At 37.3% G+C, this 24556-nt stretch carries 26 protein-coding genes and 1 tRNA gene; 6 read left to right on the top strand and 21 right to left on the bottom strand.

Annotated features, from left to right (window positions below; genetic code table 11):
• Nucleotides 1-4: 4 nt before the first annotated feature.
• Nucleotides 5-841, bottom strand: coding sequence for a formate dehydrogenase accessory sulfurtransferase FdhD (fdhD, locus tag ACVYAD_RS06460; protein WP_476425329.1), 837 nt, complete (start codon nt 839-841; stop codon nt 5-7).
• Nucleotides 842-853: 12 nt separating this feature from the next.
• A complete protein-coding gene (locus tag ACVYAD_RS06455) occupies nt 854-1201 on the bottom strand; it encodes a Na-translocating system protein MpsC family protein (RefSeq protein WP_079563076.1) in 348 nt (115 codons plus the stop codon).
• Nucleotides 1202-1818: 617 nt separating this feature from the next.
• Between ACVYAD_RS06455 and fdhF the strand changes: the two genes are divergently transcribed.
• The 3 genes from fdhF to ACVYAD_RS06440 are packed head-to-tail and all read left to right on the top strand — an operon-like array spanning nt 1819 to nt 6292.
• Nucleotides 1819-4752, top strand: a complete 2934-nt coding sequence (gene fdhF / locus ACVYAD_RS06450; RefSeq protein WP_476425327.1) for a formate dehydrogenase subunit alpha — start codon at nt 1819-1821, stop codon at nt 4750-4752.
• Between the two features lie 4 nt (nt 4753-4756).
• The gene (locus tag ACVYAD_RS06445; RefSeq protein WP_337989154.1) at nt 4757-5233 is read left to right on the top strand and encodes a helical membrane plugin domain-containing protein; all 477 of its coding nucleotides are present in this window, start codon (nt 4757-4759) and stop codon (nt 5231-5233) included.
• A 12-nt stretch (nt 5234-5245) separates the two neighbouring features.
• A complete protein-coding gene (locus ACVYAD_RS06440; RefSeq protein WP_349659286.1) occupies nt 5246-6292 on the top strand; it encodes an Mrp/NBP35 family ATP-binding protein in 1047 nt (348 codons plus the stop codon).
• Between the two features lie 195 nt (nt 6293-6487).
• Here ACVYAD_RS06440 and ACVYAD_RS06435 read toward each other — a convergent pair whose 3' ends face one another.
• The 3 genes from ACVYAD_RS06435 to ACVYAD_RS06425 form a co-directional block, all read right to left on the bottom strand.
• Nucleotides 6488-6775: a hypothetical protein gene (locus tag ACVYAD_RS06435; RefSeq protein ID WP_049667586.1), complete on the bottom strand. Its 288-nt coding sequence runs from the start codon at nt 6773-6775 to the stop codon at nt 6488-6490.
• Between the two features lie 159 nt (nt 6776-6934).
• The gene (locus ACVYAD_RS06430) at nt 6935-8293 is read right to left on the bottom strand and encodes a lytic polysaccharide monooxygenase (protein ID WP_476425325.1); all 1359 of its coding nucleotides are present in this window, start codon (nt 8291-8293) and stop codon (nt 6935-6937) included.
• Nucleotides 8294-8726: 433 nt separating this feature from the next.
• A complete protein-coding gene (locus ACVYAD_RS06425) occupies nt 8727-8927 on the bottom strand; it encodes a hypothetical protein (RefSeq protein ID WP_349659284.1) in 201 nt (66 codons plus the stop codon).
• Nucleotides 8928-9603: 676 nt separating this feature from the next.
• Between ACVYAD_RS06425 and ACVYAD_RS06420 the strand changes: the two genes are divergently transcribed.
• On the top strand, nt 9604-10167 hold the full coding sequence (locus ACVYAD_RS06420) for a DUF6241 domain-containing protein (protein ID WP_349659283.1): 564 nt from the start codon (nt 9604-9606) through the stop codon (nt 10165-10167).
• A 189-nt stretch (nt 10168-10356) separates the two neighbouring features.
• Here ACVYAD_RS06420 and ACVYAD_RS06415 read toward each other — a convergent pair whose 3' ends face one another.
• The 3 genes from ACVYAD_RS06415 to ACVYAD_RS06405 all read right to left on the bottom strand — a co-directional run bounded on the left by ACVYAD_RS06415 (nt 10357) and on the right by ACVYAD_RS06405 (nt 11317).
• Nucleotides 10357-10881, bottom strand: coding sequence for a tyrosine-type recombinase/integrase (locus ACVYAD_RS06415; protein ID WP_476425324.1), 525 nt, complete (start codon nt 10879-10881; stop codon nt 10357-10359).
• A gap of 68 nt (nt 10882-10949) precedes the next feature.
• Nucleotides 10950-11105: a hypothetical protein gene (locus ACVYAD_RS06410; RefSeq protein WP_386827724.1), complete on the bottom strand. Its 156-nt coding sequence runs from the start codon at nt 11103-11105 to the stop codon at nt 10950-10952.
• 138 nt (nt 11106-11243) lie between these two features.
• Nucleotides 11244-11317, bottom strand: a tRNA-Arg gene (locus tag ACVYAD_RS06405).
• 502 nt (nt 11318-11819) lie between these two features.
• Here ACVYAD_RS06405 and ACVYAD_RS06400 point away from each other — a divergent pair.
• Nucleotides 11820-12485 (top strand): hypothetical protein, encoded by a 666-nt coding sequence (locus ACVYAD_RS06400; protein ID WP_476425322.1) that lies wholly within the window; start codon nt 11820-11822, stop codon nt 12483-12485.
• Between the two features lie 14 nt (nt 12486-12499).
• Here ACVYAD_RS06400 and ACVYAD_RS06395 read toward each other — a convergent pair whose 3' ends face one another.
• The 13 genes from ACVYAD_RS06395 to ACVYAD_RS06335 all read right to left on the bottom strand — a co-directional run bounded on the left by ACVYAD_RS06395 (nt 12500) and on the right by ACVYAD_RS06335 (nt 23846).
• Entirely contained in the window at nt 12500-13189 is a 690-nt protein-coding gene (locus ACVYAD_RS06395; RefSeq protein WP_476425320.1) for a YqjF family protein, read from the bottom strand.
• Nucleotides 13190-13250: 61 nt separating this feature from the next.
• Nucleotides 13251-13430 carry a DUF2639 domain-containing protein gene (locus tag ACVYAD_RS06390; RefSeq protein WP_349659277.1) on the bottom strand — a complete coding sequence of 60 codons (180 nt, stop codon included), beginning with the start codon at nt 13428-13430 and terminating at the stop codon, nt 13251-13253.
• A 1037-nt stretch (nt 13431-14467) separates the two neighbouring features.
• Nucleotides 14468-15928, bottom strand: coding sequence for a protein adenylyltransferase SelO (locus ACVYAD_RS06385; protein WP_476425318.1), 1461 nt, complete (start codon nt 15926-15928; stop codon nt 14468-14470).
• A 132-nt stretch (nt 15929-16060) separates the two neighbouring features.
• Nucleotides 16061-16564: a metallophosphoesterase gene (locus ACVYAD_RS06380; protein ID WP_476425317.1), complete on the bottom strand. Its 504-nt coding sequence runs from the start codon at nt 16562-16564 to the stop codon at nt 16061-16063.
• 12 nt (nt 16565-16576) lie between these two features.
• On the bottom strand, nt 16577-17170 hold the full coding sequence (locus tag ACVYAD_RS06375; protein ID WP_349659274.1) for an XTP/dITP diphosphatase: 594 nt from the start codon (nt 17168-17170) through the stop codon (nt 16577-16579).
• 1 nt (nt 17171) lies between these two features.
• A complete protein-coding gene (gene rph / locus ACVYAD_RS06370; RefSeq protein ID WP_386827730.1) occupies nt 17172-17921 on the bottom strand; it encodes a ribonuclease PH in 750 nt (249 codons plus the stop codon).
• 132 nt (nt 17922-18053) lie between these two features.
• The gene (gene racE, locus ACVYAD_RS06365; protein WP_476425315.1) at nt 18054-18851 is read right to left on the bottom strand and encodes a glutamate racemase; all 798 of its coding nucleotides are present in this window, start codon (nt 18849-18851) and stop codon (nt 18054-18056) included.
• Between the two features lie 10 nt (nt 18852-18861).
• Complete coding sequence (locus ACVYAD_RS06360) at nt 18862-19314, bottom strand: MarR family winged helix-turn-helix transcriptional regulator (protein ID WP_053484913.1); 453 nt, start codon at nt 19312-19314, stop codon at nt 18862-18864.
• 75 nt (nt 19315-19389) lie between these two features.
• Entirely contained in the window at nt 19390-19611 is a 222-nt protein-coding gene (locus ACVYAD_RS06355) for a helix-turn-helix domain-containing protein (RefSeq protein WP_004226437.1), read from the bottom strand.
• A gap of 168 nt (nt 19612-19779) precedes the next feature.
• A complete protein-coding gene (locus tag ACVYAD_RS06350; RefSeq protein ID WP_476425312.1) occupies nt 19780-20238 on the bottom strand; it encodes an acyl-CoA thioesterase in 459 nt (152 codons plus the stop codon).
• 386 nt (nt 20239-20624) lie between these two features.
• Complete coding sequence (gene sdhB / locus ACVYAD_RS06345) at nt 20625-21404, bottom strand: succinate dehydrogenase iron-sulfur subunit (RefSeq protein ID WP_132357129.1); 780 nt, start codon at nt 21402-21404, stop codon at nt 20625-20627.
• A gap of 5 nt (nt 21405-21409) precedes the next feature.
• Entirely contained in the window at nt 21410-23164 is a 1755-nt protein-coding gene (gene sdhA, locus ACVYAD_RS06340; RefSeq protein WP_349659270.1) for a succinate dehydrogenase flavoprotein subunit, read from the bottom strand.
• Nucleotides 23165-23231: 67 nt separating this feature from the next.
• The gene (locus ACVYAD_RS06335; protein ID WP_197144751.1) at nt 23232-23846 is read right to left on the bottom strand and encodes a succinate dehydrogenase cytochrome b558 subunit; all 615 of its coding nucleotides are present in this window, start codon (nt 23844-23846) and stop codon (nt 23232-23234) included.
• Nucleotides 23847-24118: 272 nt separating this feature from the next.
• Here ACVYAD_RS06335 and ACVYAD_RS06330 point away from each other — a divergent pair, with 272 nt between their 5' ends.
• Nucleotides 24119-24553, top strand: coding sequence for a YslB family protein (locus ACVYAD_RS06330; RefSeq protein WP_349659269.1), 435 nt, complete (start codon nt 24119-24121; stop codon nt 24551-24553).
• Nucleotides 24554-24556: the final 3 nt, after the last annotated feature.

Here is a 24556-nt window from a genome sequence, read left to right as displayed (position 1 = left end):
TTGATCAATTTCGCCTTGGCGTAATTGTTTCCGGGGGCTCTAACTCATTTGGAGGTAAATGAATACGTTCCTTATGTGTATAAATATTAAGTGTATTTTGGCGAATAAAGCCTACCGTCGTAATACCGAGTTGCTCTGCCAATTGCAATGCCAATTCTGTAGGAGCAGATTTAGACAAAACAATTTCACAGCCAATTTTCGATACTTTAAGTAAAATTTCTGATGAAATCCTTCCGCTAAACACGATAATTTTGTCCTGAATGCTAATATTGTTTTTTAGGCAATAACCATAAATTTTATCTAAGGCATTATGGCGCCCAATATCCATTCGGCTTAATAAAACTCCATTCGTATCACATAGTGCTGCATTATGAACACCACCAGTTTGTTTGAAGATTTCAGCCAAATCTTGCATATCTCGCATTAAACGAAAACAATCATCTGTTGTAATACGCACATGAATACCTTCCATTGTTTTTGCTACTAATGCATCATTAGCAAAAACAAAACCTTGGCGGCTCATGCCACAACAAGAAGTTATGTAACGTTTATTTTGAATTTGTTGAAAGTAAGGATTCACACGCTTTGTTTTAACATGCACAAAGCCTTCTTTTTCTTGGTGCCAAATTTCTTCAATATCTTCGTAATTACGAATAATTCGTTCAGAAGCCAAATAGCCAATAACCATATCTTCTACATACTCTGGTGTGCAAACCATCGTCACAAATTCTTGCTCATTAATCTTCACTGTAACAGCATATTCTGTGACAACAGTATCTTTTACTTCTTTGATTTGATTACCTTCAACACGTATTATGTCTCTTACTACTGCTCGTTCCATATGGCATCCCCTTTATTCACTAATATTATTTTCAAAAACAAATACGGAAATAGCAAAATCTTCTTCAATTTTGATATCTGAAAATAAATGGAGTAACTTAGTGCCCATCAATTCTTCCATGCCTTCTGGAGGTGATTTAGTATACAAATCTTGAATCATCCTAGTACGTGCAGCATGGACCATTTTTAACCCTTCAGGTGTACTCGCAATAAACTTTTCTGTCGGTGTGATATTACCATATAAAGTTGACACGGCCATATTCTCGATGAAAACCGTATGAATACGCTCCGGTCCTTTTCCAAATATATCTTTGCGTAGTTTTCGAATAATGTCGTTGAATTCATGCACTTTTTTTGACATTTTAACGATTCTCCCAACGTAATTAATCTTTTTATCCTATGTTCATGGGGGTCACCCTTATAGTTTGTTAATAATATAGCAACTTAAATAAAAATTAAAGAGAAAATATTCAATGATAATTATTCTCAATCAATAATTTTTATTATAATTATTGTCCATTTTAGCTGAAAAGGCTATAATAAGTGATATTATGTATGGAATGAAAGTATTTTGATTCTTATGTCATGGTTTTATACAAATAGGTTTGAACTTTTGGCATGGTGGTTTTAATATTTATATTCTATAGTTATATTGAATAAAAAATAAAAGTAGATTGAATTTTTAGCAAGGCCTGTTAAGAATTTTATCCACCATGACTAATCAGCATGTTTTAACGTGCCTTTTCATGGTGGATTTTTTTATTTTTCAGCAATATCAACATTGACAACTCGTAATACATGTTCCTACATCTATTTTAATGTAGAAAATGGATAAATCGGGAAATGACATTATAACAAGACCATTTTTTTAAATGAACAAGACATTCAACATAAAAAACTCGTAGTCCTATTCTCGGTATATCCCCAGTATTAACCTGTTGCCAAAAAAGTCTCAAAGAACAAAAGGAGGAAATCACCTTGACTAAAATTAACATTAATGGCCAATCGTATAATGTAGCAGAGGGAGCTACAATACTTGATACCATTAATCAAAATGGCATCGCCCACCCACAAATTTGTCATGTACCATCTGTTGACCCTATCAAAACCTGTGATACATGTATCGTTGAAGTAAACGGACAGTTAGTTCGCTCCTGTTCAACAAAAGCTATAGACGGCATGGATATCCAACTTACTTCTGATAAAGCGAAAGCTGCACAAACAGAAGCGATGGATCGTCTACTAGAAAACCATCTGCTGTATTGTACAGTTTGTGATAATAACAACGGCAATTGTACATTACATAACACAGCAGAATTAATGGAAATTGAACATCAAAAATATCCTTATCAACCAAAAGTTGAACCTCACGAAGTAGACATGTCGCACCCATTTTATCGATATGATCCAAACCAATGTATCGCATGTGGACAGTGTGTAGAGGTTTGTCAAAACTTACAAGTTAACGAAACATTATCTCTTGACTGGGAAGCTGAAAGACCAAAAGTAGTTTGGGATGAAGGCGTTGCCATTAACGATTCTTCATGTGTAGGCTGCGGACAATGTGTTACCGTTTGTCCATGTAACGCATTAATGGAAAAATCAATGCTTGGTGAAGCTGGTTTTATGACTGGACTGAAGCAAGAAACATTAGATCCGATGATTAGTTTAATTAAAGAAGTCGAGCCTGGCTATAGCGGTATCTTCGCTGTTTCTGAAGTCGAAGCTGCTATGCGTAGTAAACGTACGAAGAAAACAAAAACAGTTTGTACTTTCTGTGGAGTAGGTTGTTCGTTCGAAGTGTGGACAAAAGACCGCAAAATTTTAAAAGTGCAACCTTCTGAAGGTCCTGTAAATGCTATTTCTACTTGTGTAAAAGGAAAATTCGGTTGGGACTTCATCAACTCTGAAGAACGAATTACAAAACCATTGATTCGTAAAAATGATGCATTTGTAGAATCTTCATGGGATGAAGCTCTTGACTTAATTGCTACTAAACTAGGTGGCATTCAAAAAGAACACGGTTCTGGTTCTGTCGGCTTTATTTCTTCTTCAAAAATTACAAACGAAGAAAACTACTTAATTCAAAAAATGGCTCGTCAATTATTCGAAACAAACGACGTTGATAACTGCTCACGCTATTGTCAATCTCCAGCTACAGATGGCCTACTACGCACAGTTGGTATAGGTGGCGACGCTGGAACGATCAAAGATATCGCAAAAGCTGGCCTTGTTATTATTGTTGGGGCAAACCCTGCAGAAGGTCACCCTGTTTTAGCTACTCGTGTAAAACGTGCCCATAAGTTACACGGTCAAAAATTAATTGTTGCCGACGTTCGTAAACATGAAATGGCTGAGCGTTCTGATATTTTCATGCGCCCAAAACAAGGAACAGACCAAGTATGGTTAATGGCCGTTACAAAATATATGATCGATCAAGGTTGGCACGATGAAGCCTTCATTAAAGAGAACGTGCACTTCTTTGATGATTTTAAAGATGTACTTGAAACATACACACTAGAATATGCAGAAAAAGAAACGGGCATTTCAAAAGAAACGTTGATAAATGTTGCTGAAATGATTCGTGATGCTGACGGTACATGTGTACTTTGGGGTATGGGTGTTACACAAAATACAGGTGGCTCATATACATCAGCTGCAATCTCTAACCTACTTCTAGCTACTGGTAACTATCGTCGTCCAGGTGCAGGTGCCTACCCTCTTCGTGGTCACAACAATGTTCAAGGTGCTTGTGATATGGGGACACTACCAAATCTATTACCAGGTAATCAAAAAGTAATAGACGACGAAGCACGTAAGAAATTTGAAGAAGCATATGGCGTGAAAATCAAACCTGAACCAGGTCGTACGAATATGGCAATGTTAGATGCTATCATGGAAGGTAAAATGAAAGCAATGTATTTAGTTGGGGAAGATATGGCACTTGTAGATTGCGATGCTAACCATGTAGATAAAGTACTTTCACAATTAGACTTCTTTGTTGTACAAGATTGCTTCCTTTCACGTACAGCACAATATGCGGATGTTATTTTACCAGCAGCACCTTCTCTTGAAAAAGAAGGTACTTTCACGAATACAGAGCGTCGTGTACAACGACTATATCAAGTATTACCAACACTTGGTGAATCAAAAGCCGATTGGGAAATCCTTCAATTAGTAGCCCGTCGCCTAGGTGCTGATTGGAATTACAGTCACCCAAGTGAAATCTTTGCTGAAATGGCTAGTCTTGCTCCATTCTTCTCGCAAGCGAACTATGATGTATTAGAAAATTGGGGTAGCTTCTGTTGGGGTAGCCATGATGGTAAAGACACACCTTTACTATATGAAGATGGCTTTAACTTCCCTGACAAAAAAGCTCGCTTTGCTTTAAATGATTGGATCAGACCGGTTGAATATGAAGCGCAATATGATTGCCATATTAACAACGGTCGTATGCTTGAACACTTCCATGAAGGAAATATGACAAATAAATCAAAAGGTATTCAATCGAAAGTACCTGAAATTTTTGTTGAAGTATCACCAGAACTAGCAAAAGAACGCGGCATTGAAGATGGAGCTCTTCTTCGTTTAGTGTCTCCTCAAGGCGCATTAAAATTAAATGCCCTAGTAACAGATCGCGTACAAGGAAATGAACTTTTCTTACCTATGAACTCTGTTAGCAAAGATTCGGCGATTAATTTCTTAACGGGCCCAGCAGGAGATATCAATACATCGACACCAGCGTACAAACAAACAAAAGTACGCGTAGAAGTATTGAAACAAAAAGGAAAATCTCCACTTCCTAGAACAAACCCGCGTTATAAAAAACGTCATCCACAAAATGGTGTTGAGGTAGAACGCAAATGGAATCGTCCTGGCTACGTTCACTTAACAACTAACGAAAGGGAGTGATTTCATGGCAGCACCAATTACGACAATTAAAAAAGCGCAAGTAACAGAAGAACAACTAAAGGAAGAAAAGTTAGAGAATTTAAAGCAACTTCTTTCTGAGAATGAAGAAATGGTTAACCAGGTCTTTACGATCATGGCAGAACTAAATGATATCGGAGCACTAGAAGCAGCTACGAAACTACTAGAAGCAAAAGAAGAGGTTACCCATATTGCTCTTGGTCAATTAACTCGTAAGCCTGTTACGAATATCATCAACAACTTAATGGGTGTTGCGGGAGCATTAACCGAACTGAACCCAGAAACAACAACAAAGCTAATTGAAGGCTTAAATTCTGGCTTAGATGAAGCGAACAAAGCTGTTGAATCTGATGAAAAAGTTAGTGCCTTTAAGCTGTTTAAAATGCTTAACGATCCTGATGTTAATCGTGCTGTAAATTTTGGCGCTCACTTCTTAAAAGGGCTAGGCAAAGGCCTAAAATAGGAGGATGGTTATATGCTAACGAACGAGCACATTTTAAAAACTTTGCAGAAAGTTGATGACCCAGAACTTCATAAAAGCATCGTTGACTTGAATATGGTACGTAATATTCAAGTTAACGGTACGGATATCTCACTAGATATTATTTTGACTATTCAAGGTTGTCCTTTAAAAGCAAAAATCCAACAAGATGTTGAAGAAGCGTTGAAAGAGATCGGTGCATCAAAAATCTCCATTACATTTGGTTCTATGACTGATGAAGAACGTCGAAGTTTAACAGCTTCTTTAAAATCAGAAAAAGTTACGGATAAAGGTATGCCTACAATGCTTCTACCCGATTCCGGTGTCAAATTTATTGCAATTACTAGTGGTAAAGGGGGCGTCGGTAAGTCTACTGTGACGATTAACTTAGCAGTAGCCCTTGCCCGTCTTGGCAAACGTGTTGGTATTTTAGATGCAGACATCTATGGATTTAGTATTCCAGCTATGATGAAGATCCATCAAAAGCCAACAATGCTTGACCAAACAGCTATTCCAGTAATAAGCCATGGTGTAAAAATCATGTCGATGGGTTTTTTCACAAACGAAAACCAACCTGTCATGTGGCGTGGTCCAATGCTCAACAAATGGATTCGTAATTTCCTTGTTAATACACATTGGGATGAATTAGATTATCTCCTCATCGATTTACCACCTGGTACAGGAGATGTAGCCATTGACATGGCAGCAATGATTCCACAAGCACAGGAAATCATTGTCACAACACCACACCTTGCAGCTTCTCATGTTGCTTCTCGTGCAGGTCTGATGGCTCAACATACGAAACACACAATTCTTGGTGTTGTTGAAAACATGGCTTATTTCGAAAATTCAAATGGTGAAAAGAACTATTTATTCGGTCAAGGTGGCGCAGAAAAATTAGCAGATGAGCTTCAGACAAGTATCATCGCTCAAATTCCATTTGCGCAACCTGAGGAAAATACAGGTTCTTCCGTTTACGACGAAGACTCTATTATCGGTGAAGTATTTACCCACCTTGCAGAAGATTTGATGTATCAATAAAGTGAAATTTTCATCAGTAGGCGTTTTCTTCATCCCCTACTGATGAATAGTCTTCACCAAGCAGGCTTTTACAGGCAGTTAATCTTCCGCCTAAGAGCATGATAAAACACAAAAATCCTTGTCTCGCTTTTAACATGAGACAAGGATTTTTTTATGGAGCCATGTTCAAATTTGAAATACTCCCTACTATTTAGTTCAATAGCCAGCCTTCTTTAAAACCTGCATAAAATAAAAACGGTACGTATTTTTAACGAAAGAATCTAAAGGCAGCCCAACATTTAATTGATACTTTGTAAAAATAAAATAAAAACGTTTATCCCATTTTAACCGTAATAACTCCCCAGCATCTTCACCGTATTTCTCCGTAAACTCCTCAATTAAAGGTTCAATCATATAGTAGCAATAGTCTTTTAAGTTTGCGAGAGCTTCTATATCTTTCTCCTTTTGAAAACGTGTAATCCAATCTACTAATTGTTCATTCATTTTAAAATCCATCTTTCTATCTTGAGTTTCTTCCTATTATATTATATCTCTTTTTATAAGATTTCTCTTCTCTCGTTTCTTAGACATTTGGATTATTAAAGTCTTTAACTAAATTTGAAAAAAGCCTTGCATAAGCAAGACTTTTTAGGACTTTACTTTTTATTTAACTTCTTTCCATAAAGACAATGCGAAAATCCAATTCGGATCTCCATATCCTTGATAGCTTTGAACCGCTTCATATACTTTACCTTGGTGCTCTACTTTATCACCTTTTGTGTACGCCTTACTTGGGCTCCATTGCTCATAAGACGACCCTTGCTCTTTTGTAGTTACAGTAAAAATAGAACTTTTAATAGATTCATTTCCAGCTGCATCAACGGCTGTGACCGCATACTTATAAGCTGTATTTGATTGAAGATTCTTGTCCATAAAGGATGTAGTTTTCGATGTTCCAACTACAGTCATTTGTCCTTCTGATGTCCCTCTATAGATAACATAATGGTCAACTGCTACATTATCCTCTGATGCGCTCCACATTAAGTCTACACTTGATGATGTAACTCCCATCGTATGCAATGCAGTTGGTTGAGTTGGTGCTTCTGTATCTAGAGTTGCTTTCATTGTCTCTACAACTGTAGACTCACTTTCTTTAGAAACATTTCCAGCTGCATCCACTGCCTTTACTGTATATGTATATTTTGTTTCTGCTTTTAAATTTTTATCTGTGAATGTAGTTCCCACCACATTTCCAACTACTTTACCATCACGTAATACTTGATATTCTTTTACACCGACATTGTCTGTAGAAGGATTCCATTTTAGCTCAGCGCTGTTAGAAGTAACTTTCGTTGCTTGTAATCCAGTTGCTTGAGATGGAGCTTCCTTATCTATTTCCACATTATTCATCAAATTAACATCAATGACATTATAGAAAGCATTTGCAGTATTCGCTACATCCCAAACAGCTAAAATAACGTGGTAGCCACTACGATCCGTAGGTACGTTAATTGTATGCGTTAAATTAGTTGATGCTTCAGTACCGTTATGTTCAACAGTTCCAATTGGCTCAAGATCAGCACGGGTTAATGGCTTATTAGGATCCCATCCTTTTTTCGTAATATAATAGTGCCATTTGCTTGTTAAATGTGATGCAGTGTACTTCCATGTAAAGGTATTCGGTCCCCCTGTAATCGTATTCTTAAACCAGCGAGTTGCAGTTTGTTGGTCTAGGATGCCATCAAACTGACCTCCTGCAGAAGCAATTTTACCATCAACTGGTCCACCTTGTGGAAATCCTTTTTTTGCCTCTAAGCTCTGTGGCTCATACATAACCCTTCCACAACTCAAGTTAAGCGCGCCATAACTTTGGCTACATAAAGCAGCACGGCTAGCTGGTTTTTCAACAAACCCATGGGCAGATGCATTTGGTGCCATTGCAATCCCCATGATTCCCGCTGCTAATAATGCAGCACTTATCCCTTTTGTACTCTTACTTAGTTTTGTGAATTTAATGTTCATATTACTAATCTCCTTATTTTGAAATTGTGTTTCTATTGGTATAATAGCTACTAATGTACTAATAAGCAAACTGTAAATAAACATGATAAAAGGTATATTAGTTGATTATGTTTTTCCTTAAAACATATAGAGAAATAGTACTAAATATAATAAATACATTATCATTTTGTTATATTTCATTTAGAAGTGCTACGGATTTTATCAAAATGTTCATAAAGTGTTCAAGTTAAATTTGTCATTTTCACAATTTCGACAAATAAATAAAGACTAAAAAAGCTCTTGCTTCCTAGGCATGAGCTATTTTCACAAGAAAGACTTTCAATTCCAAACTGACTCTTTTGCTTCTTTACTATCTATCTAAAATATATATAAACTATTAGTAATAAGATTAGCAATACTTATTCTTATTCGAACGAGGAAAACTAGCCTTATTCTAATTTGCGAGCCCTTTATTATATTCAATCCACTTTTCCATTTCTCTCTCCACCGCTCGATTTTGCCATTCAAACCAAATACCAGAACATTCACTACAATGACTGTCTACCCCACTTTTATTATTCATATCTTTACGTGTAAATACAGTTTTTTTACGGCAGCTGTAGCAGTAAACTTCTTTTTCTTTATCAAATTGCATACCTATCAACCCCAACATTTTTACACCAATTCTTTCCGTTTTTTATATAAATTATTCTAATTTTATAAAAGAATCGTTGTGGGGAGAGAAAGCATTAAAAATAGTTTAGTGTGAACTTACTTATTACATGTGAATAATTGCATTTAACCAAATAGCAGTTAAGTGCTACAAATATATTTTCTTCGTTAAATAGCGATGACTTCGGATTAACAACGATCGAGTTCTAACTTACCTCCACGCTAATTATTCTGTTTATATCCGTATTACATTTAAACCATCTTTTTTAGACCACGCAAGAAAACCTCCTAACGGTTAGTTAAAAGGCGTTTCAATTTCTGCAGTTAGACCGCTTCATTACGTATATATGTACCCTTGAAGGGTGCGAACACTAATCGCATCCTTGGAGGATCTGAATAATGTTCACACCCTTGGGAGAACATTATGCACATCCTTAAGTTAATGGCAAAAATGCCACAAACTTTCTAACAAAAATGTTAAGAAGTTTATACGGTAACCACTGTTCCTCTTAATGTTGCCGAATTTTAACCAACTAAAAATTGAGTTGGTTAAATATCCATTGAACCTCGCCTTAATTTTCTGTTATTATTATCCTAATTACATAATTTAATCCAATATATAATTACATAATGATAAAAAATTACTGAGGGGTAATAACATGAAGAGAAAAACAAAATCGGTTATCAGTATCATTGTAATTTTAATCATTTTCGGTGGAGCATTTAGTTACTTCAAATTCACCGAACAAGTGGAGAAACCTACACCCGAGGAAGAAAAAGTAAAAGCAGTTGTTGTTGGAAATGATGGAGAAATTCTTGAAAGTAAAACAAAAGCAGAATTGCTTTATCCTGATAATTTAGTAGAAAGCCAAGTGAGCGAAGCCATTCACAGCATGTCTCACCAAAAAGTTCAATCTGGTGCCCAATGGGGTCGTGAGCAAATAACACAAGAAAAAATTGAACGATTGCTGATTGTATGTAAAATGAACGATTATAAATATAATGAGATTTACATCTCAATATTGGAAAGATGGTCGAAAGGTGATTTTTCTAAAGCAGTTGAAGATCATAATGCAGTTTGGGAAATTCATGGCGGAGATGAAGAAGCTCCAGGAAAAGCAAGTCGTTTGTCCACACCAGAGGAAGAAATGTACTATATAAAAGAATACTTCACAGATAAACCTGACAATCAAGACGAATCAAATAATAGCTCTCAGCAATGAGTGCTATTTTTTATTCATCTTTAGAACCAACCATATGAAAATATTAAAATATTTTATGTTAGTAGGTTTACAAATTTGAAGAAATACAATATATAGAACATCATTTTACGGACAAAAAATAGGAGATTTTTTTAATTGAACCCCATTACGTCAATCTGTTATTATCAATTTATTTACTTAAAATCTACCCTAATTACTAATGAAAACAAAATTTAAAGGTGGAGTTTTCATTATGGAAATATCAAAGTTAAGCATCGCGGAAAAAAGGGAGCGAATTTTATTATTTTGTTCGATTAGCACTTTATATAGATCCATAAGTTGTTCATCTAATGGCAGTTTTAACAGTTTATGATTTTTCATTATACTGCCAGGCAAAGTTAATACCTTTTCTTCAAAATCAATGTGGCTGCTTTCAATCATGCCTAAGGTTTTTACACGGACACCTGTTTTATACATTGTAAGAACTGCTATGGCATCACGTAAACCAATAAACGTTGAGGTATCCAATAGTGAAAGCAAAATATTCAAACCATCTGCAGTAGCACCCTTTTTAACAACTTTATCGACTTTGATTTGAATGTTTAACCAGAATTTAATAGGTAACCAACCGTTATTGTGACATTTACCCAATACTGCCTTTAGACATTTTAATCGAGTTAATTTTGTAGAATCTGTTACGTTCAAGCTTTCAAACCATTTGTAAATTGTATTCACATTGATTTCTTCAACGTATTTAATTCCAGCTGCTTCAACGAATTGATTAAAAATTAATTTATAATCTTTTAATGTACGTCCCGATAACCATTCAACTCCATTTGAAGAGCAACAATTTCAAGAGCATTTTCCGTAGTCATTCCTTTTGGTTCTGGTGCTACTTCTTTCGGTTTTAGAACATCAATGTCGATAGCAACATCAAATATACCTTTTTTCTTTGTCAAAACAAAAAACCTCCAATAATTATATTGGAAGTTGATTGTAACGATTTATTGGGAATTTTTACGTTAGGTTCGAAAACCTTTAGTAATACCTACACTCGACAAACCGTTAGTACTATTGAGTTTTTCAAAGTTTTGTGACGTCCCAGGAGGGATTCGAACCCCCGACCGACGGCTTAGAAGGCCGTTGCTCTATCCTGCTGAGCTACTGAGACATGATGTTATTTTATGTAGTCCATATCAAGGACAATATTTATTATATGTCCTTTTCACGATAAAGTCAACATTAATTTTACTATGAAGGCAAGGTTTCCCTCATTAATAATATTATATGATTTCCTGTACCTCATTATGCCATCTCTCTACCCTACTTTTGCTAAATAAAAAAAGCAACAAAACTGGTGGAAGCTATGTAGTAGTCGTCGTAACTGGCGGTAATACAAATTTGATCATTTCGGTACTATTCATATTTTAATTAATATGGCGGGTAAATTTCAACATAAATCTTTTTATGATGTAACGTTGGGTGAATAGAATGATTTGATTCAAACAAATAATTTTTTTCAGGCATTAATCTAATAGTTGATGGTGGGATGACAAAGAAAAAGATGTATGAAAAATAGCCATATTCACTCTTTATAACATTGTTTTTTCATATATGGAAATACCGCAGAGTATTCTACAGTAGAAGGAAAAACTAGAGGGAGTGGATATACATTGTACCCATATTCAAGTGGATATTACGTTAGTCCTTTAAGTGCGTTATATAAAGCTACTTCCACGCAATATACTGCACCTATTCGCCACTTTTTAAAGCCGCAGAACGATCCTCGTCGCTATATCAGTAGGGCTGAAGCAGATTTTATGGCTATGAATCGTTTATTATGGATGGAGCATGTCAATTGGACGAGGATGACGATTATTAGTATAGTGTTTGGCTTACCTGATTTACCCTTTGTGCAGAAGCGATTGTTACAAAATGCGACGGACTTAGGCAATTGTCTACGTCCTTTTTACGGCGACCAAATTGCTGATCGTTATGCTGAGCTGATTAAAGAACATCTTCTTATTGCTGCGCAGCTAGTAACTGCAGCTGCCAAAGGAAATACAGCAACAGCGGATGCAAAGGAAAAAGAATGGTATCGTAATGCTGACGACATTGCCATATTTTTAAGTGAAATTAATCCATACTTGAGTATGGAGGAAGTGCAAAAAATGTTCTATACACATCTAGCTTTAACCAAAAAAGAAGCCGTGACTATGATTCAGAAAAACTATCAAGAAGATGTTGAAGTTTTTGATGACATTGAAGCAGAGGCACTTGCTATGTCGGATATGATTGCAAGCGCCATTGTTAAGCAATTTTATTACCTCTTTTATTAACGTCAATAAATCGGTTATTTCTTTTCCAAAGTTGGCGAGAAAATTTTAGCCTGTTTACTCTTTGAATAATGAGCAATCGGTTGAATGCCTTGTATTGATTCCTTCACAAATGGCGCTATTGTATTTCTTTCAATATTTATGTGGACTCGTTGTAGCTGCCATGGCAGATGCTCTATATCTATGCGAAATAAAGAATTTTTCCATTTCGACCAAGAATGATAACGTTCCACTAACCATTTATCAAAGGTAGAACTAATTATTTCACTGGCAATCGGTTGATATGAAATTTTCAACCTTTCTGCCAGTGCACCGTAAAATAAACTTGTAAACGAAAAATTGTTCTCTTTTTGTTTGATAGATATTTTAGAATGACGATATGTTAAACCGCCCTTTGTAGCTATTTGTACAATAAAACGATTCGTAATATCGGAATTTAAAAAATAGACTCCCTTCATGCCGTTATATGTAACATATGTCCGTACATTAAGCTGCAAATAGGAATCCACTCCTGGTAATGGTGGTAGGAATCTTAGTCGTTGTCCATTAACTTTAAAAAGGACAGCACTAAGCCAAGCGTTATTTTCATAGAGATCCAATTGTAACTCTTGCGGAATGTACTGCTCTAAATCCTTAGGTGATACCGGCCAATGTAAGAACAACACATCTTGCCAAATTTGCGTCAAAACCCACGATTTACTCCACATAAAATAACTCCTTTCTGTAGTTAAATTATTTCCTACGAAGGAGTTATTCAAACGAACATGATTATTTTTGTTCTGAATCTAACGTTTCCGTTTCTTTTTCAACATATCGGTAATATAAATTGCGCAGTTCGGATTCTTTATAATTGCCTAAATGACTTTTAAATTGTGGATGCACCAAAATACCATGATCTCGAAGTTGCTTTACAAACCAACCTTTTGAATACTTATGCACTGTACACATTCCCCTTCACTACTATTCATACATAGCGTATGCTCAGGAATTTATGTAGTGACAATTTTTTCAAAATAAAAAAACGAAGAAATTATCCTTCGTTTCAACTGTTAAAAACATAATTGGTCAAGTTAATTTTAGTGAATGTTATGCTCTTTTAATGAGGATAATTTCCGTTCCAGGCTACTCGCTTTGTTGCTGTCGCTACGCTTTCGCACAGATAAAACATTTGCCGCTGACGCGCAGAACAGAGCTTCCTGTGGGCAAGCGTCGAGCCACTTCCTACGCTAAAGGAACGAAGGCTAAATGCGTCACGTCCTGTGACAATGCCTTCGTGGACCAACATCATGTTGGCCTCAGGGTCTCGTCTATCTCGCTTTCCCACGGGAGTCGAATAGCCTTCCACTCCAATCAGCAATACCGTAGAACTTTATAAATTTTATACATTTCAAAGGTGAACCCTATTGCTTCTCACCATAATTAAAAGAAAAGACTAATTACAGTGACGCAATTGTACACCTGTTAACTCTAACGCTTTGCTCCAGCACATAAATTGCTGCCACTACGTTAGAACTACACTTTCGCACAAAAACCTCCATTACCAAAATTCCTTTTATAGCCACAAATTAGAGAGTGTCCTATGCTTTGTGAAATGGTTGATTGGAGTTGAGGATGGGCGACTCCTTGATCAGCGAAAGAGGAACGAAGGCTAAGCGCATCACGTCCTGCGATAACGCCTTTGTGACCAACATCGTGCAGCTGCCGCTTCGTTAGCACTACGCCTTTCGCACAACACAAATAACTCTGTTGGCCCGAGTCCCTGCAGCGAAGCGAAGCGGCTCATCGGACGCCCCAGGAAGCTTTGCTCTGTGCGAAAAGCAACAATAAATGTTTTCTGTAGCAAAAGCGAAGCGGCAGCTACAAATGTTTTATCTGTGCGAAAGCGAAGCGGCAGCAACAAAGCGCCCAGCCGGAACGGAAATCAACCACTCATTTTGCCGAAGAGCCATACTTTATCTAATATGCTCTATTCCCTCATTCTCCACTTATGTGCCACAAAACGTTCGATATGGTTGGTTAGATGGTGTTGGTAATGTCGCGTATTCCTGCTGCTCTTGAGTATGTGCAAAAGGTTGAGCAAGAGCTTCTAGTAATAGTTCCATTACACTATAGTCTTCTCGTTCTACAGCAGCCTCTAATGCTTCTTCTACACGGTGATTTCGTGGAATAACCGCTGGATTATGCTCACGCATTAATTGCTGAGTCATGTCTTTTGTTTCTTGCTGTCTTTCTAGTCTTGCAAGCCAATTTTTATGCCATTTTTTAAATTCTTCTGTACTGAATAACGCTGATTCAGTGAATTTTTCAAAGGTTAATGCGATAAATGTATTCGTATAGTCTGCTTGATGTTGTTGCATTAACTTTAGAAGCTCTTCAATTAGGGCCACGTCCTGATCTTCTTCGTTGAATATCCCTAGCTTTGCTCGCATACCTGCTACCCAGTTTGCATAATACAATTGAGGATATTGCTTTAGAGCCTCTTGAGCTACTTGTATAGCTTCTTCCTCATTTTCATGGATTAACGGTATCAATGATTCGGCAAATCGTGTTAAATTCCATCCTCCGATATTAGGCTGGTTACCATATGCATAACGACCTTGTCGATCAATCGAGCTAAATACTGTCGCTGGATCATAAGTATCCATGAAAGCGCATGGACCATAATCAATTGTCTCTCCACTAATGGCCATATTATCTGTATTCATGACCCCATGAATAAAACCAACTAGCTGCCATTTTGCAATAAGAGACGCTTGTTTCTTTATAACTTCCTGTAGTAGGGTTAAATAACGGTTTTGAGCTTTATCAGCATTAGGAAAGTGCCGTTCTAAAGCATAATCTGCCAATTCTTTTAGCTCCTCCTCCGTTCCAAAATTCGCTCCATATTGGAAAGTTCCAACACGCAAATGACTGCTTGCAATACGCGTTAAAACTGCGCCTAGAAGCTCTGTTTCGCGGAGAATCGTTTCGCCTGTAGTCACGACAGCTAAACTTCGAGTAGTTGGAATGCCAAGTGCATACATAGCTTCGCTCATAATATATTCACGTAGCATTGGACCAAGTGCTGCTCTGCCATCTCCGCCGCGGGAATAAGGCGTTCTTCCTGAGCCTTTTAGTGCAATATCAAAGCGTTCATGAGCTGGTGTTAGTTGTTCACCTAATAACAGTGCTCTGCCGTCTCCTAGCATATTAAAATGACCAAATTGATGCCCTGCATAAGCTTGTGCAATAGGTGTGCCTCCTGCTGGATTGTTGTTACCAGCAAAAATTGCTACCGCTTCTTCGCTTTTCAGAGCATTACTGTTTAATCCAAGTGAATTGGCTACTGATTCATTTAATAATATTAACTTTGGTGAGCGAACTGGATTTAAATTGATTGTTGTATAATAAATGCTTGGTAGGCGGGTATAGCTATTATCAAAATTCCATGCCATTGTATTTTCCATGTTATCTCCTTTGTTTCGTTTATATTTATTTTTTCTACTTCATCATAAACAATTCATAGCCATTTTTACCATTTGCATTGGAATAAAACAAAAAACGCTTAGAGTTTCTATAACTTAAGCGTTTTTGTTGCATCATTTTCGCATAAACTTGTGGGTGGAAATACAGCTATTATCATCCGTAAAGAACTTTACTTCAAAATAAGTATCTTCAACCTCTACAAGGGCAAAGCTTTTTTCTTTACGACCTCGTGGTTTTAATAAGCTCCCCGGATTTAAAAATAATACATCATCAATCATTTCCGCCCCAAGAACATGAGAGTGACCAAAGCACGCAATTTGCGCGTTTACTTCTTTGGCACGATAGGATAAAGACAAGATAGAAGTTTTAACATTGAATAAATGGCCATGTGTGGCAAAGATTGTAGCATCCTCTAAATCGAATACTACTTCATCAGGGAAAGCATTATCAATGTCACAATTCCCTCGGACCTTCTTCATTCCCTCCAATGCTTTATGGGAGAAAGGAAGTTCACTATCTCCACAATGAATGACTGCATCGACATTTGTGTAAAAGCCACGAACTTTTTCAATCACATTACTATCGCCATGTGTATCACTCATGACAAGTATTTGCATGGATATCACCTCTTATTTTATAAGATTAGGTAATTGTTCCTTTAACTTACGAATCGCATTCCCACGGTGGGAAATCGCTCCTTTTTCATCGGCTGTAAGCTCTGCCATCATACGGTTTAAGCTTGGGACAAAGAAGACTGGATCATAACCAAATCCGTTTGTGCCACGTTTTTCGTGAGCAATAACACCTTCACAAGTACCAAAAACTGTTGTCGTCTCAAAACCAGGCCCTGCAATAGCAATGCAACAGCAGAAGCGTGCTGTACGCTTTTCATCTTCGACATTTTTTAAGTTTTCTAGTAGTTTAACCATGTTTGCTTCATCATCATGATCACCAGCGTAACGTGCAGAATACACACCTGGTTCACCATTTAATGCATCAACAGCTAAACCACTATCATCAGCAATAACAATTGTACCAAGCTCTTTTGCTAATGTTTCTGCCTTTATAATAGCATTTTCCTCAAAGGTAGTACCTGTTTCGTCTATTTCCATCTCTGGGGCTACATCAAACATCGTTACAACTTCATAGCCAAGCGGTCCAAATAACGCTTCGAAATCTTTTGCTTTTCCTTTATTTTTTGTCGCAATTACTACTTGTTTCATGTTATTCATTACCTCCCACTTTGTTAGCTAATTCACCTAGTGTCTCTTTTTGAAGTGCAATCAATTGTTGAATGCCCTTTTCACCTAACTCTAGTAGTTCATTTAACTCTTCACGAGAAAAAGTTGCTTCTTCACCTGTACCTTGAAGCTCAACAAATCGTCCTGCTCCCGTCATGACGATATTCATATCTACAGCAGCAGCGACATCTTCAACATAGTTTAAGTCTAAAACGGCTCCATGATCCTCTACAATACCAACACTTGTTGCAGCTAAATAGTCCGTTACTGGGAATTTTTTAAATTGTTTTTCTTCAGCAAACTTAGCAATTGCTTGTGTCATCGCTACAAATGCTCCTGTAATTGAAGCTGTACGTGTCCCGCCATCTGCTTGAATCACATCACAGTCAATCCATACAGTTCGTTCACCAAGTGCTTCTAAATCCACGACTGCACGTAATGCACGACCGATTAATCGTTGAATTTCCATTGTGCGGCCATTGACTTTACCACGAGATGATTCGCGTGCTGTACGCTGCGCTGTTGCACGAGGCAGCATCGAGTATTCTGCAGTGATCCACCCTTTGCCTTGTCCACGTAAAAAACCAGGAACCTTATCTTCAATCGTTGCTGTACAAATTACTTTCGTATTACCTACTTGAATTAAAACTGAGCCTTCTGGGTGCAATAAATACTCACTATCTATTTTCACCGGACGCAGTGCATCTACATTTCTTCCATCAAATCTTGTCATATTTTTCGTTCCTCCTAAATACTTTCGCGCACTCATCTTAACATAATTTTGATCTTCAAAAAAGTGCTCATTCTTTATGTACTATGCTAAAAAACGTCAAAAATCAGCCTAGCTCATAGCTAAGCTGATTTTTTATTTTAATGTCATACGTTTTATTTGAAGAGTACCTTGCTCAAGCCAATTTTCAGCAATTGAACGGAAAATTGGCACAGAACCCGTTGCATAAAATTTATGAGCAGGCACAGCGTCTGGGTCAGCCAAAGTGCCATTATAAGCAAGCATTTCTTGAACATCCTTCGCTGTTTCCTCTGCGGAAGATAGTACAAAAACTTCTTCTCCCACAACAGCTTCAATTTGTTTTTGCAAAATTGGATAATGCGTACATCCTAGTATGACCGTATCAAATTGTTCATTTTTCAGTGGCTTTAAGCCTTCCGCAATTAAATTATTTGCAAATTTACCTTTATATTCGCCACTTTCTACAAGTGGTACGAATGTTGGACAAGCAAGTGGAATTATATGAGTTGACGTATTCAGTGATAATAAGGCTTCCTCATACGCCCCACTTTTAATTGTTCCTTCAGTTGCAAGCACAACGACTTCATGTCGCTTCGTTTTCTTTACAGCTGCACGTGCGCCAGCATTAATAACGCCTAGTACCGGAAAAGGCATATTTCTTTGTAAACTTTCGAGTGCTACTGCAGTCGCTGTATTACAAGCAATGACGAGCATTTTGATATTCATTTTTTCTAGTGCTTTTGCCATTTGCCAAGTAAAATTCCGCACTTCTTGTCGAGTTCTTGGACCATACGGACATCTTGCTGTATCACCAATGTAATAGATCGTTTCATTTGGTAATCGCTTCATTATTTCTTTTGCTACGGTTAAACCGCCTACTCCTGAGTCAATAACGCCTATCGGGGCATTCATACTTTCCGCCTCAATCCTGTTTCATGTGTACATGTAGTTTTTCTAAATAGCTTGATAATTGCGCGACTTCTTGTTCGTTAAAACCAACAAGCTTCTCTTGCAAATATTGCTGTCTTTTTTCAATAACCTCTTGAATAATACGTTCGCCTTTTTCGAGAAGATGAACAACAACGACACGACGATCATTTTCGTCACGCACTCGCTTAACTAATTCATTTTTCTCCATACGGTCCACTAAATCTGTTGTTGTACTAAAAGCTAAGTATAGTCGATTTGACAGGTCGCCAATTGTTATATCGCCAAGCTCTTCTAACCACTGTAATGCAACAAATTGTGGCGGCGTAATCGCATATTGTGAAACAATCTCTCTTCCTTTTTGCTTCACAATCGCCGCTATATAGCGTAATTCCTTTTCAACCGTTGCAACGGTTTCAGGTGAGTGTTTTGTTACTTCATCCGACATATAACTATTTCACTCCTAAAAATACGTTGAATAGTTCTATTTTGTCGTTTTTTTTCTAAAATAGCAAGTGTCCTTTTAGTCTAATTTAAATTCTTCTAAGCGTAACAGCTCAATTAACGCTTGAGATCGATTTGTTACACCTAACTTTTGAATTGTATTGGAAATGTGATTTCGCACTGTTTTTTCACTAATACCAAGTTGCTCTGCAATATCCCTCGTTGTTTTTTCAGCTAATAAAAGCGCAAATATTTCACGTTCTCGGTTTGTTAAAAGAGAACGATGATGAGAGCCATTCATTTTCAGTTACACCCTCCTCCCCCGCACGTATTGTAACTTATGTTAAGGAATGAGGAGCGGTGACGGCTATTTTCATTAATATCTCGTGTTTCCTAAAAAAAATCGGAAATTGCTTCCATAAAAGAATAAATTCAATGAGAAAATGCAATTTCAACCGTCGAGAGATCATTATATGATCACTAAGCTTGCTAGCTGAGTTTTTGTCTCTTCAGATAAGGGTACACTCTTCCCAGTTCGAGGATTCATTTGCACTACCGTCCCCCTACCTGTAAAGCAAACCTCATCATGCTGATTTTTCGCTAAATAATGAATATCCATTGATGAGTTCCCTACTGTCGCTACTTTCGTATAAATTCTGAGCACATCATCAAAGAAAACTTGCTTCACGTAATCACACTGTAAGTCAGCTACAATCGGAATCCCCTCTATATTTTCATCCATTGCTGATGGCATGAGAACACCTAAATGGCGGAAATAATCGATTCGTGCCTGTTCAAAATATGTAAAGCTAACTGTATTATTCATATGACCGTACATATCCGTTTCTGAAAAACGTACACGGATCTCAATATAAAATGCAAAATCCTTAGTCCATTCCTGAAAATTTCCGATATAATTTACTTTCATCTTAGCCATCCCCCTAATTTTCATTCGCCTCTTCCCAAACAGTAGATAGAATTAGCGATTGATAAATGAATATGCATTCATTATAAAGCAAAATACTATTTTATCATAGAAAATTTACATTTTAGCTCGTTATATTTAAAAATCCCTTATTTTATGCAACAAAGTCTTTCTATACTGTACTTAAAACATCCTATTTAGTTTTTCTTAAAAATGCCCCTATTGAAAACTCCCTATCATGCGAAACATTAGTCAGCGGGCGTTTTATCAGTCTTTGCCAATCGAGCATTTACAAGTAGTAAATCTATAAATTTATTTAATATTTTCCATAGAAAAAAACTCCCTCACACATTATGTGTAAGGGAGTTTTTGAGTAAAAGCTTGTACTATTAGTCAACGTAGTGGTCAGAACCGAAGAAGTTACGGAACATTTGCACTGTAGTTGCACGGTTTAATGATGCGATAGATGTTGTTAAAGGAATACCTTTTGGACAAGCAGCTACACAGTTTTGTGAGTTACCGCAGTTTGCAAGGCCTCCATCACCCATGATCGCATTTAAACGCTCGTCTTTAATCATTGCACCAGTTGGGTGAGTATTGAAAAGACGTACTTGTGATAATGGTGCAGGTCCGATGAATGAAGCTTTTTCAGACACGTTTGGACATGCTTCCATACATACACCACAAGTCATACATTTAGATAATTCATAAGCCCATTGACGTTTACCTTCTGGCATACGTGGACCTTCACCTAAATCATAAGTACCATCGATTGGAACCCATGCTTTAACTTTTTTTAGTGCATTGAACATACGTTCACGGTCAACTTGTAAGTCACGAATAACTGGGAAAGTTTTCATAGGCTCAAGTTTAATTGGCTCAGTCAATTGGTCAACAAGCGTTGAACAAGATTGACGTGGGCGTCCATTGATAACCATTGAACATGCACCACAAACTTCTTCAAGACAGTTCATATCCCATGCAACTGGTGTTGTTTTTTCACCATTTGACATAACTGGATTCTTTTGAATTTCCATTAATACAGAAATAACGTTCATACCATGACGGTAAGGAATTTCGAATTTCTGCCAGTAGCCATTGCCACCTTGTGTATCTTGACGTAAAATTTCAACTTTGACCATTCTTCCAGTATTAGCTGCGATATTCATAATTCTTAGTCTCCTTTCGCAGAGTAATCACGTTTACGTGGTGGAATTAATGAAACGTCGACTTCTTGGTATGTGATGATTGGATTACCAGTAGTTGGGTCAAATTTCGCCATTGTAGTTTTTAAGAACTGCTCATCATCACGGTTCGGGAAATCTGGTTTATAGTGTGCACCACGAGATTCGTCACGTAATAACGCACCTTTTGTCATTACTTTCGCAAGGTAAATCATATTTTTCAACTGACGCGTAAAGTGAGCACCTTGGTTACTCCATTTTTGTGTATCGTTGATGTTAATGTTTTCCCAACGTTTTTGGAATTCATCAAGTTTGTTTAATGTATCTTCAAGTTGGTCGTTATAACGTACTACTGTCATAGTAGCTGTCATCATTTCACCAAGCTCTTTATGAAGTAAGTAAGCGTTTTCTGTGCCGTCCATTTTCATGATAGCATCCCACTTAGCTTGTTCTTCTTTAACGCGAGCATCGAAAATCTCTTGTGGAAGATCTTCAGCATGCTTTTTAAGATGTTTAACATAATCTACTGCGTTTGGACCAGCAACCATACCACCATAGATAGCAGATAATAATGAGTTCGCACCAAGACGGTTTGCACCATGTTGAGAGTAATCACATTCACCCGCTGCAAATAAACCAGGAATTTCAGTCATTTGGTTGTAGTCAACCCATAATCCACCCATTGAATAGTGAACTGCTGGGAAAATTTTCATTGGTAATTTACGTGGATCATCCCCTACGAATTTTTCGTAGATTTCAATAATACCACCAAGTTTTACATCTAACTCATGTGGATCTTTATGAGAAAGATCTAGGTATACCATGTTTTCACCGTTGATACCAAGTTTTTGGTTTACACAAACGTCGAAAATTTCACGTGTTGCAATATCACGAGGTACTAAGTTACCATATGCAGGGTATTTCTCTTCCAAGAAGTACCAAGGTTTACCGTCTTTATAAGTCCAAATACGGCCACCTTCACCACGAGCTGATTCTGACATTAGACGGTTTTTGTCATCTCCAGGAATAGCTGTTGGGTGAATTTGAATGAACTCACCATTCGCGTAAGAAGCACCTTGTTGATAAACGATAGAAGCAGCAGAACCTGTATTAATTACAGAGTTTGTTGTTTTACCGAAGATAATACCAGGGCCACCAGTCGCCATAATAACAGCGTCTGCACGGAATGATTTAATTTCTTCTGTACGCATATCTTGCGCTACGATACCACGACAAACGCCGTCAGGATCGACGATTGCACCAAGGAATTCCCAGTGCTCATATTTGTTAACTAAACCAGCTACTTCGTGAGAACGAACTTGCTCGTCTAGTGCGTATAGTAATTGTTGACCAGTCGTCGCACCAGAGAATGCTGTACGGTGGTGTAATGTACCACCAAAACGACGGAAATCAAGAAGACCTTCTGGTGTACGGTTGAACATAACACCCATACGGTCCATTAAATGTATAATACCAGGGGCTGCATCACACATACCCTTAACTGGTGGTTGGTTCGCTAAGAAGTCCCCACCGTATACTGTATCATCAAAGTGGATCCAAGGAGAATCCCCTTCACCTTTTGTATTTACCGCACCATTAATTCCGCCCTGCGCACATACGGAGTGTGAGCGTTTTACAGGAACTAATGAGAATAAATCAACTTCAGTACCAACTTCAGCTGCTTTAATCGTTGCCATCAGACCAGCTAGACCGCCGCCAACAACAATTATTTTGCTTTTCGCCATGATTATTTCTCACTCCTCTTAAAAAATTGCAATGATTGCCATGTATTCTATAGTAGCTTCTATTACATTAAACGAAAGCTAAAATAGCAGCTACACCAACTACACTTAGAATTACGAAAATAATGTTTGTTACATAAGTAGCAACCTTTTGAGACTGAGGAGATTGTGTAATACCCCAGCTTACTAGGAATGCCCATAAACCGTTAGATAGGTGGAAAGTTGCTGATATAATACCAACAATGTAGAATCCAAGCATGAATGGATTCGATACGATATCTGCTATCATATTGTATTCAACTTCTGAACCTAACGCTTTTTGGATACGTGTTTGGAAAATATGCCATGCAATGAAAATCACTAAGAATACACCAGTGAAACGTTGTAATGAGAACATCCAGTTACGGTATGTGCTGAAACGCCCTGTGTTTGGTGAAGCTGTGAATGCAATGAATACACCATAGAATGCGTGGAACAGTAATGGGATATAAATAACTACCCATTCAATTACTAACAGAAGATTGTGTGGAATTAAATCCATCTTACCTATTGCATTATTGTAAGCTTGTTCACCACCAACAGCAGTGAAGTTCATTGACAAGTGGAACATCAGAAACAGACCTACTGGAATCACACCAAGTAGAGAATGTAAACGACGCCATAAAAACTCTCGATCTTTCGACAAGACTGTTACCCCCCTTAGTACTTAAAATATCACATCAAAAGAAGTCATCATTTTGTAACTGATACTTCATTGACTGTGTATTTCATCATGGTACAATATTATGACATGTTTATTGTACTCTCAAGAGCTACGAGCGTCAAGGTAACTAAGAGTTTTTCGTATTCCTTATTAAAGAAACAATCTAGTACATGATGCGTCGTTTTTTCTCGAAAAACCTATCTTTACTTTATCAGTGTCGAATTATAAGAAAATTCTAAGAAAGAAGGATTTAAATGTTAAACACTTCATCACCTACAATCTCAGCTTTTGGCTATGAGATAATTCGCGATTATATTTTATCTTCCATTCTTGGTAAACATGAAGGTGATGTTCTTTACTGGGCAGGAAAAGACCTAGCTCGGAAGTTCCCATGTAAAAGTCAAGATGAACTTATCGCATTTTTCGCAGATGCCTGCTGGGGTAATTTAGAGCTTGTCAAGGAATCGAAGGATGGACGTACATTCCAGTTGACAAATGATTCAGAACTGTTACAAATCGGTCTTCGTAGCTTTAGACTCGAAGCAGGATTTATAGCTGAACAAATCCAGCAAGCAAAAGGTTACTTAACTGAATGCTATGATGAAAAACGTGAAAAGCAACAGAATGTTACATTTACAGTTAAATGGGACGTCAAGGAACGAATCATGAACACCGTTCCTTCAGAATAAAAC

It is taken from the genome of Lysinibacillus sp. G1-3 (assembly GCF_056322905.1).
The sequence above is the reverse complement of the archived record's forward strand: the minus strand, read 5'-3'. Positions and strand labels throughout refer to the sequence as shown.

Coding starts and splice junctions, on each gene's coding strand:
- ACVYAD_RS06420 (WP_349659283.1), top strand. CDS start 9,604: ATGAAGAGAAAAACAAAATCGGTTATCAGTATCATTGTAATTTTAATC.
- ACVYAD_RS06330 (WP_349659269.1), top strand. CDS start 24,119: ATGTTAAACACTTCATCACCTACAATCTCAGCTTTTGGCTATGAGATA.
- ACVYAD_RS06375 (WP_349659274.1), bottom strand. CDS start 17,170: ATGAAACAAGTAGTAATTGCGACAAAAAATAAAGGAAAAGCAAAAGAT.
- rph (WP_386827730.1), bottom strand. CDS start 17,921: ATGACAAGATTTGATGGAAGAAATGTAGATGCACTGCGTCCGGTGAAA.
- racE (WP_476425315.1), bottom strand. CDS start 18,851: ATGAATGCCCCGATAGGCGTTATTGACTCAGGAGTAGGCGGTTTAACC.
- ACVYAD_RS06395 (WP_476425320.1), bottom strand. CDS start 13,189: ATGTGGAGTAAATCGTGGGTTTTGACGCAAATTTGGCAAGATGTGTTG.
- ACVYAD_RS06430 (WP_476425325.1), bottom strand. CDS start 8,293: ATGAACATTAAATTCACAAAACTAAGTAAGAGTACAAAAGGGATAAGT.
- ACVYAD_RS06455 (WP_079563076.1), bottom strand. CDS start 1,201: ATGTCAAAAAAAGTGCATGAATTCAACGACATTATTCGAAAACTACGC.
- ACVYAD_RS06390 (WP_349659277.1), bottom strand. CDS start 13,430: ATGTGTACAGTGCATAAGTATTCAAAAGGTTGGTTTGTAAAGCAACTT.
- ACVYAD_RS06445 (WP_337989154.1), top strand. CDS start 4,757: ATGGCAGCACCAATTACGACAATTAAAAAAGCGCAAGTAACAGAAGAA.
- fdhD (WP_476425329.1), bottom strand. CDS start 841: ATGGAACGAGCAGTAGTAAGAGACATAATACGTGTTGAAGGTAATCAA.
- ACVYAD_RS06355 (WP_004226437.1), bottom strand. CDS start 19,611: ATGAATGGCTCTCATCATCGTTCTCTTTTAACAAACCGAGAACGTGAA.
- sdhB (WP_132357129.1), bottom strand. CDS start 21,404: ATGAATATCGCAGCTAATACTGGAAGAATGGTCAAAGTTGAAATTTTA.
- sdhA (WP_349659270.1), bottom strand. CDS start 23,164: ATGGCGAAAAGCAAAATAATTGTTGTTGGCGGCGGTCTAGCTGGTCTG.
- ACVYAD_RS06380 (WP_476425317.1), bottom strand. CDS start 16,564: ATGCAAATACTTGTCATGAGTGATACACATGGCGATAGTAATGTGATT.
- ACVYAD_RS06385 (WP_476425318.1), bottom strand. CDS start 15,928: ATGGAAAATACAATGGCATGGAATTTTGATAATAGCTATACCCGCCTA.
- ACVYAD_RS06440 (WP_349659286.1), top strand. CDS start 5,246: ATGCTAACGAACGAGCACATTTTAAAAACTTTGCAGAAAGTTGATGAC.
- ACVYAD_RS06360 (WP_053484913.1), bottom strand. CDS start 19,314: ATGTCGGATGAAGTAACAAAACACTCACCTGAAACCGTTGCAACGGTT.
- ACVYAD_RS06435 (WP_049667586.1), bottom strand. CDS start 6,775: ATGAATGAACAATTAGTAGATTGGATTACACGTTTTCAAAAGGAGAAA.
- ACVYAD_RS06425 (WP_349659284.1), bottom strand. CDS start 8,927: ATGCAATTTGATAAAGAAAAAGAAGTTTACTGCTACAGCTGCCGTAAA.
- ACVYAD_RS06350 (WP_476425312.1), bottom strand. CDS start 20,238: ATGAAAGTAAATTATATCGGAAATTTTCAGGAATGGACTAAGGATTTT.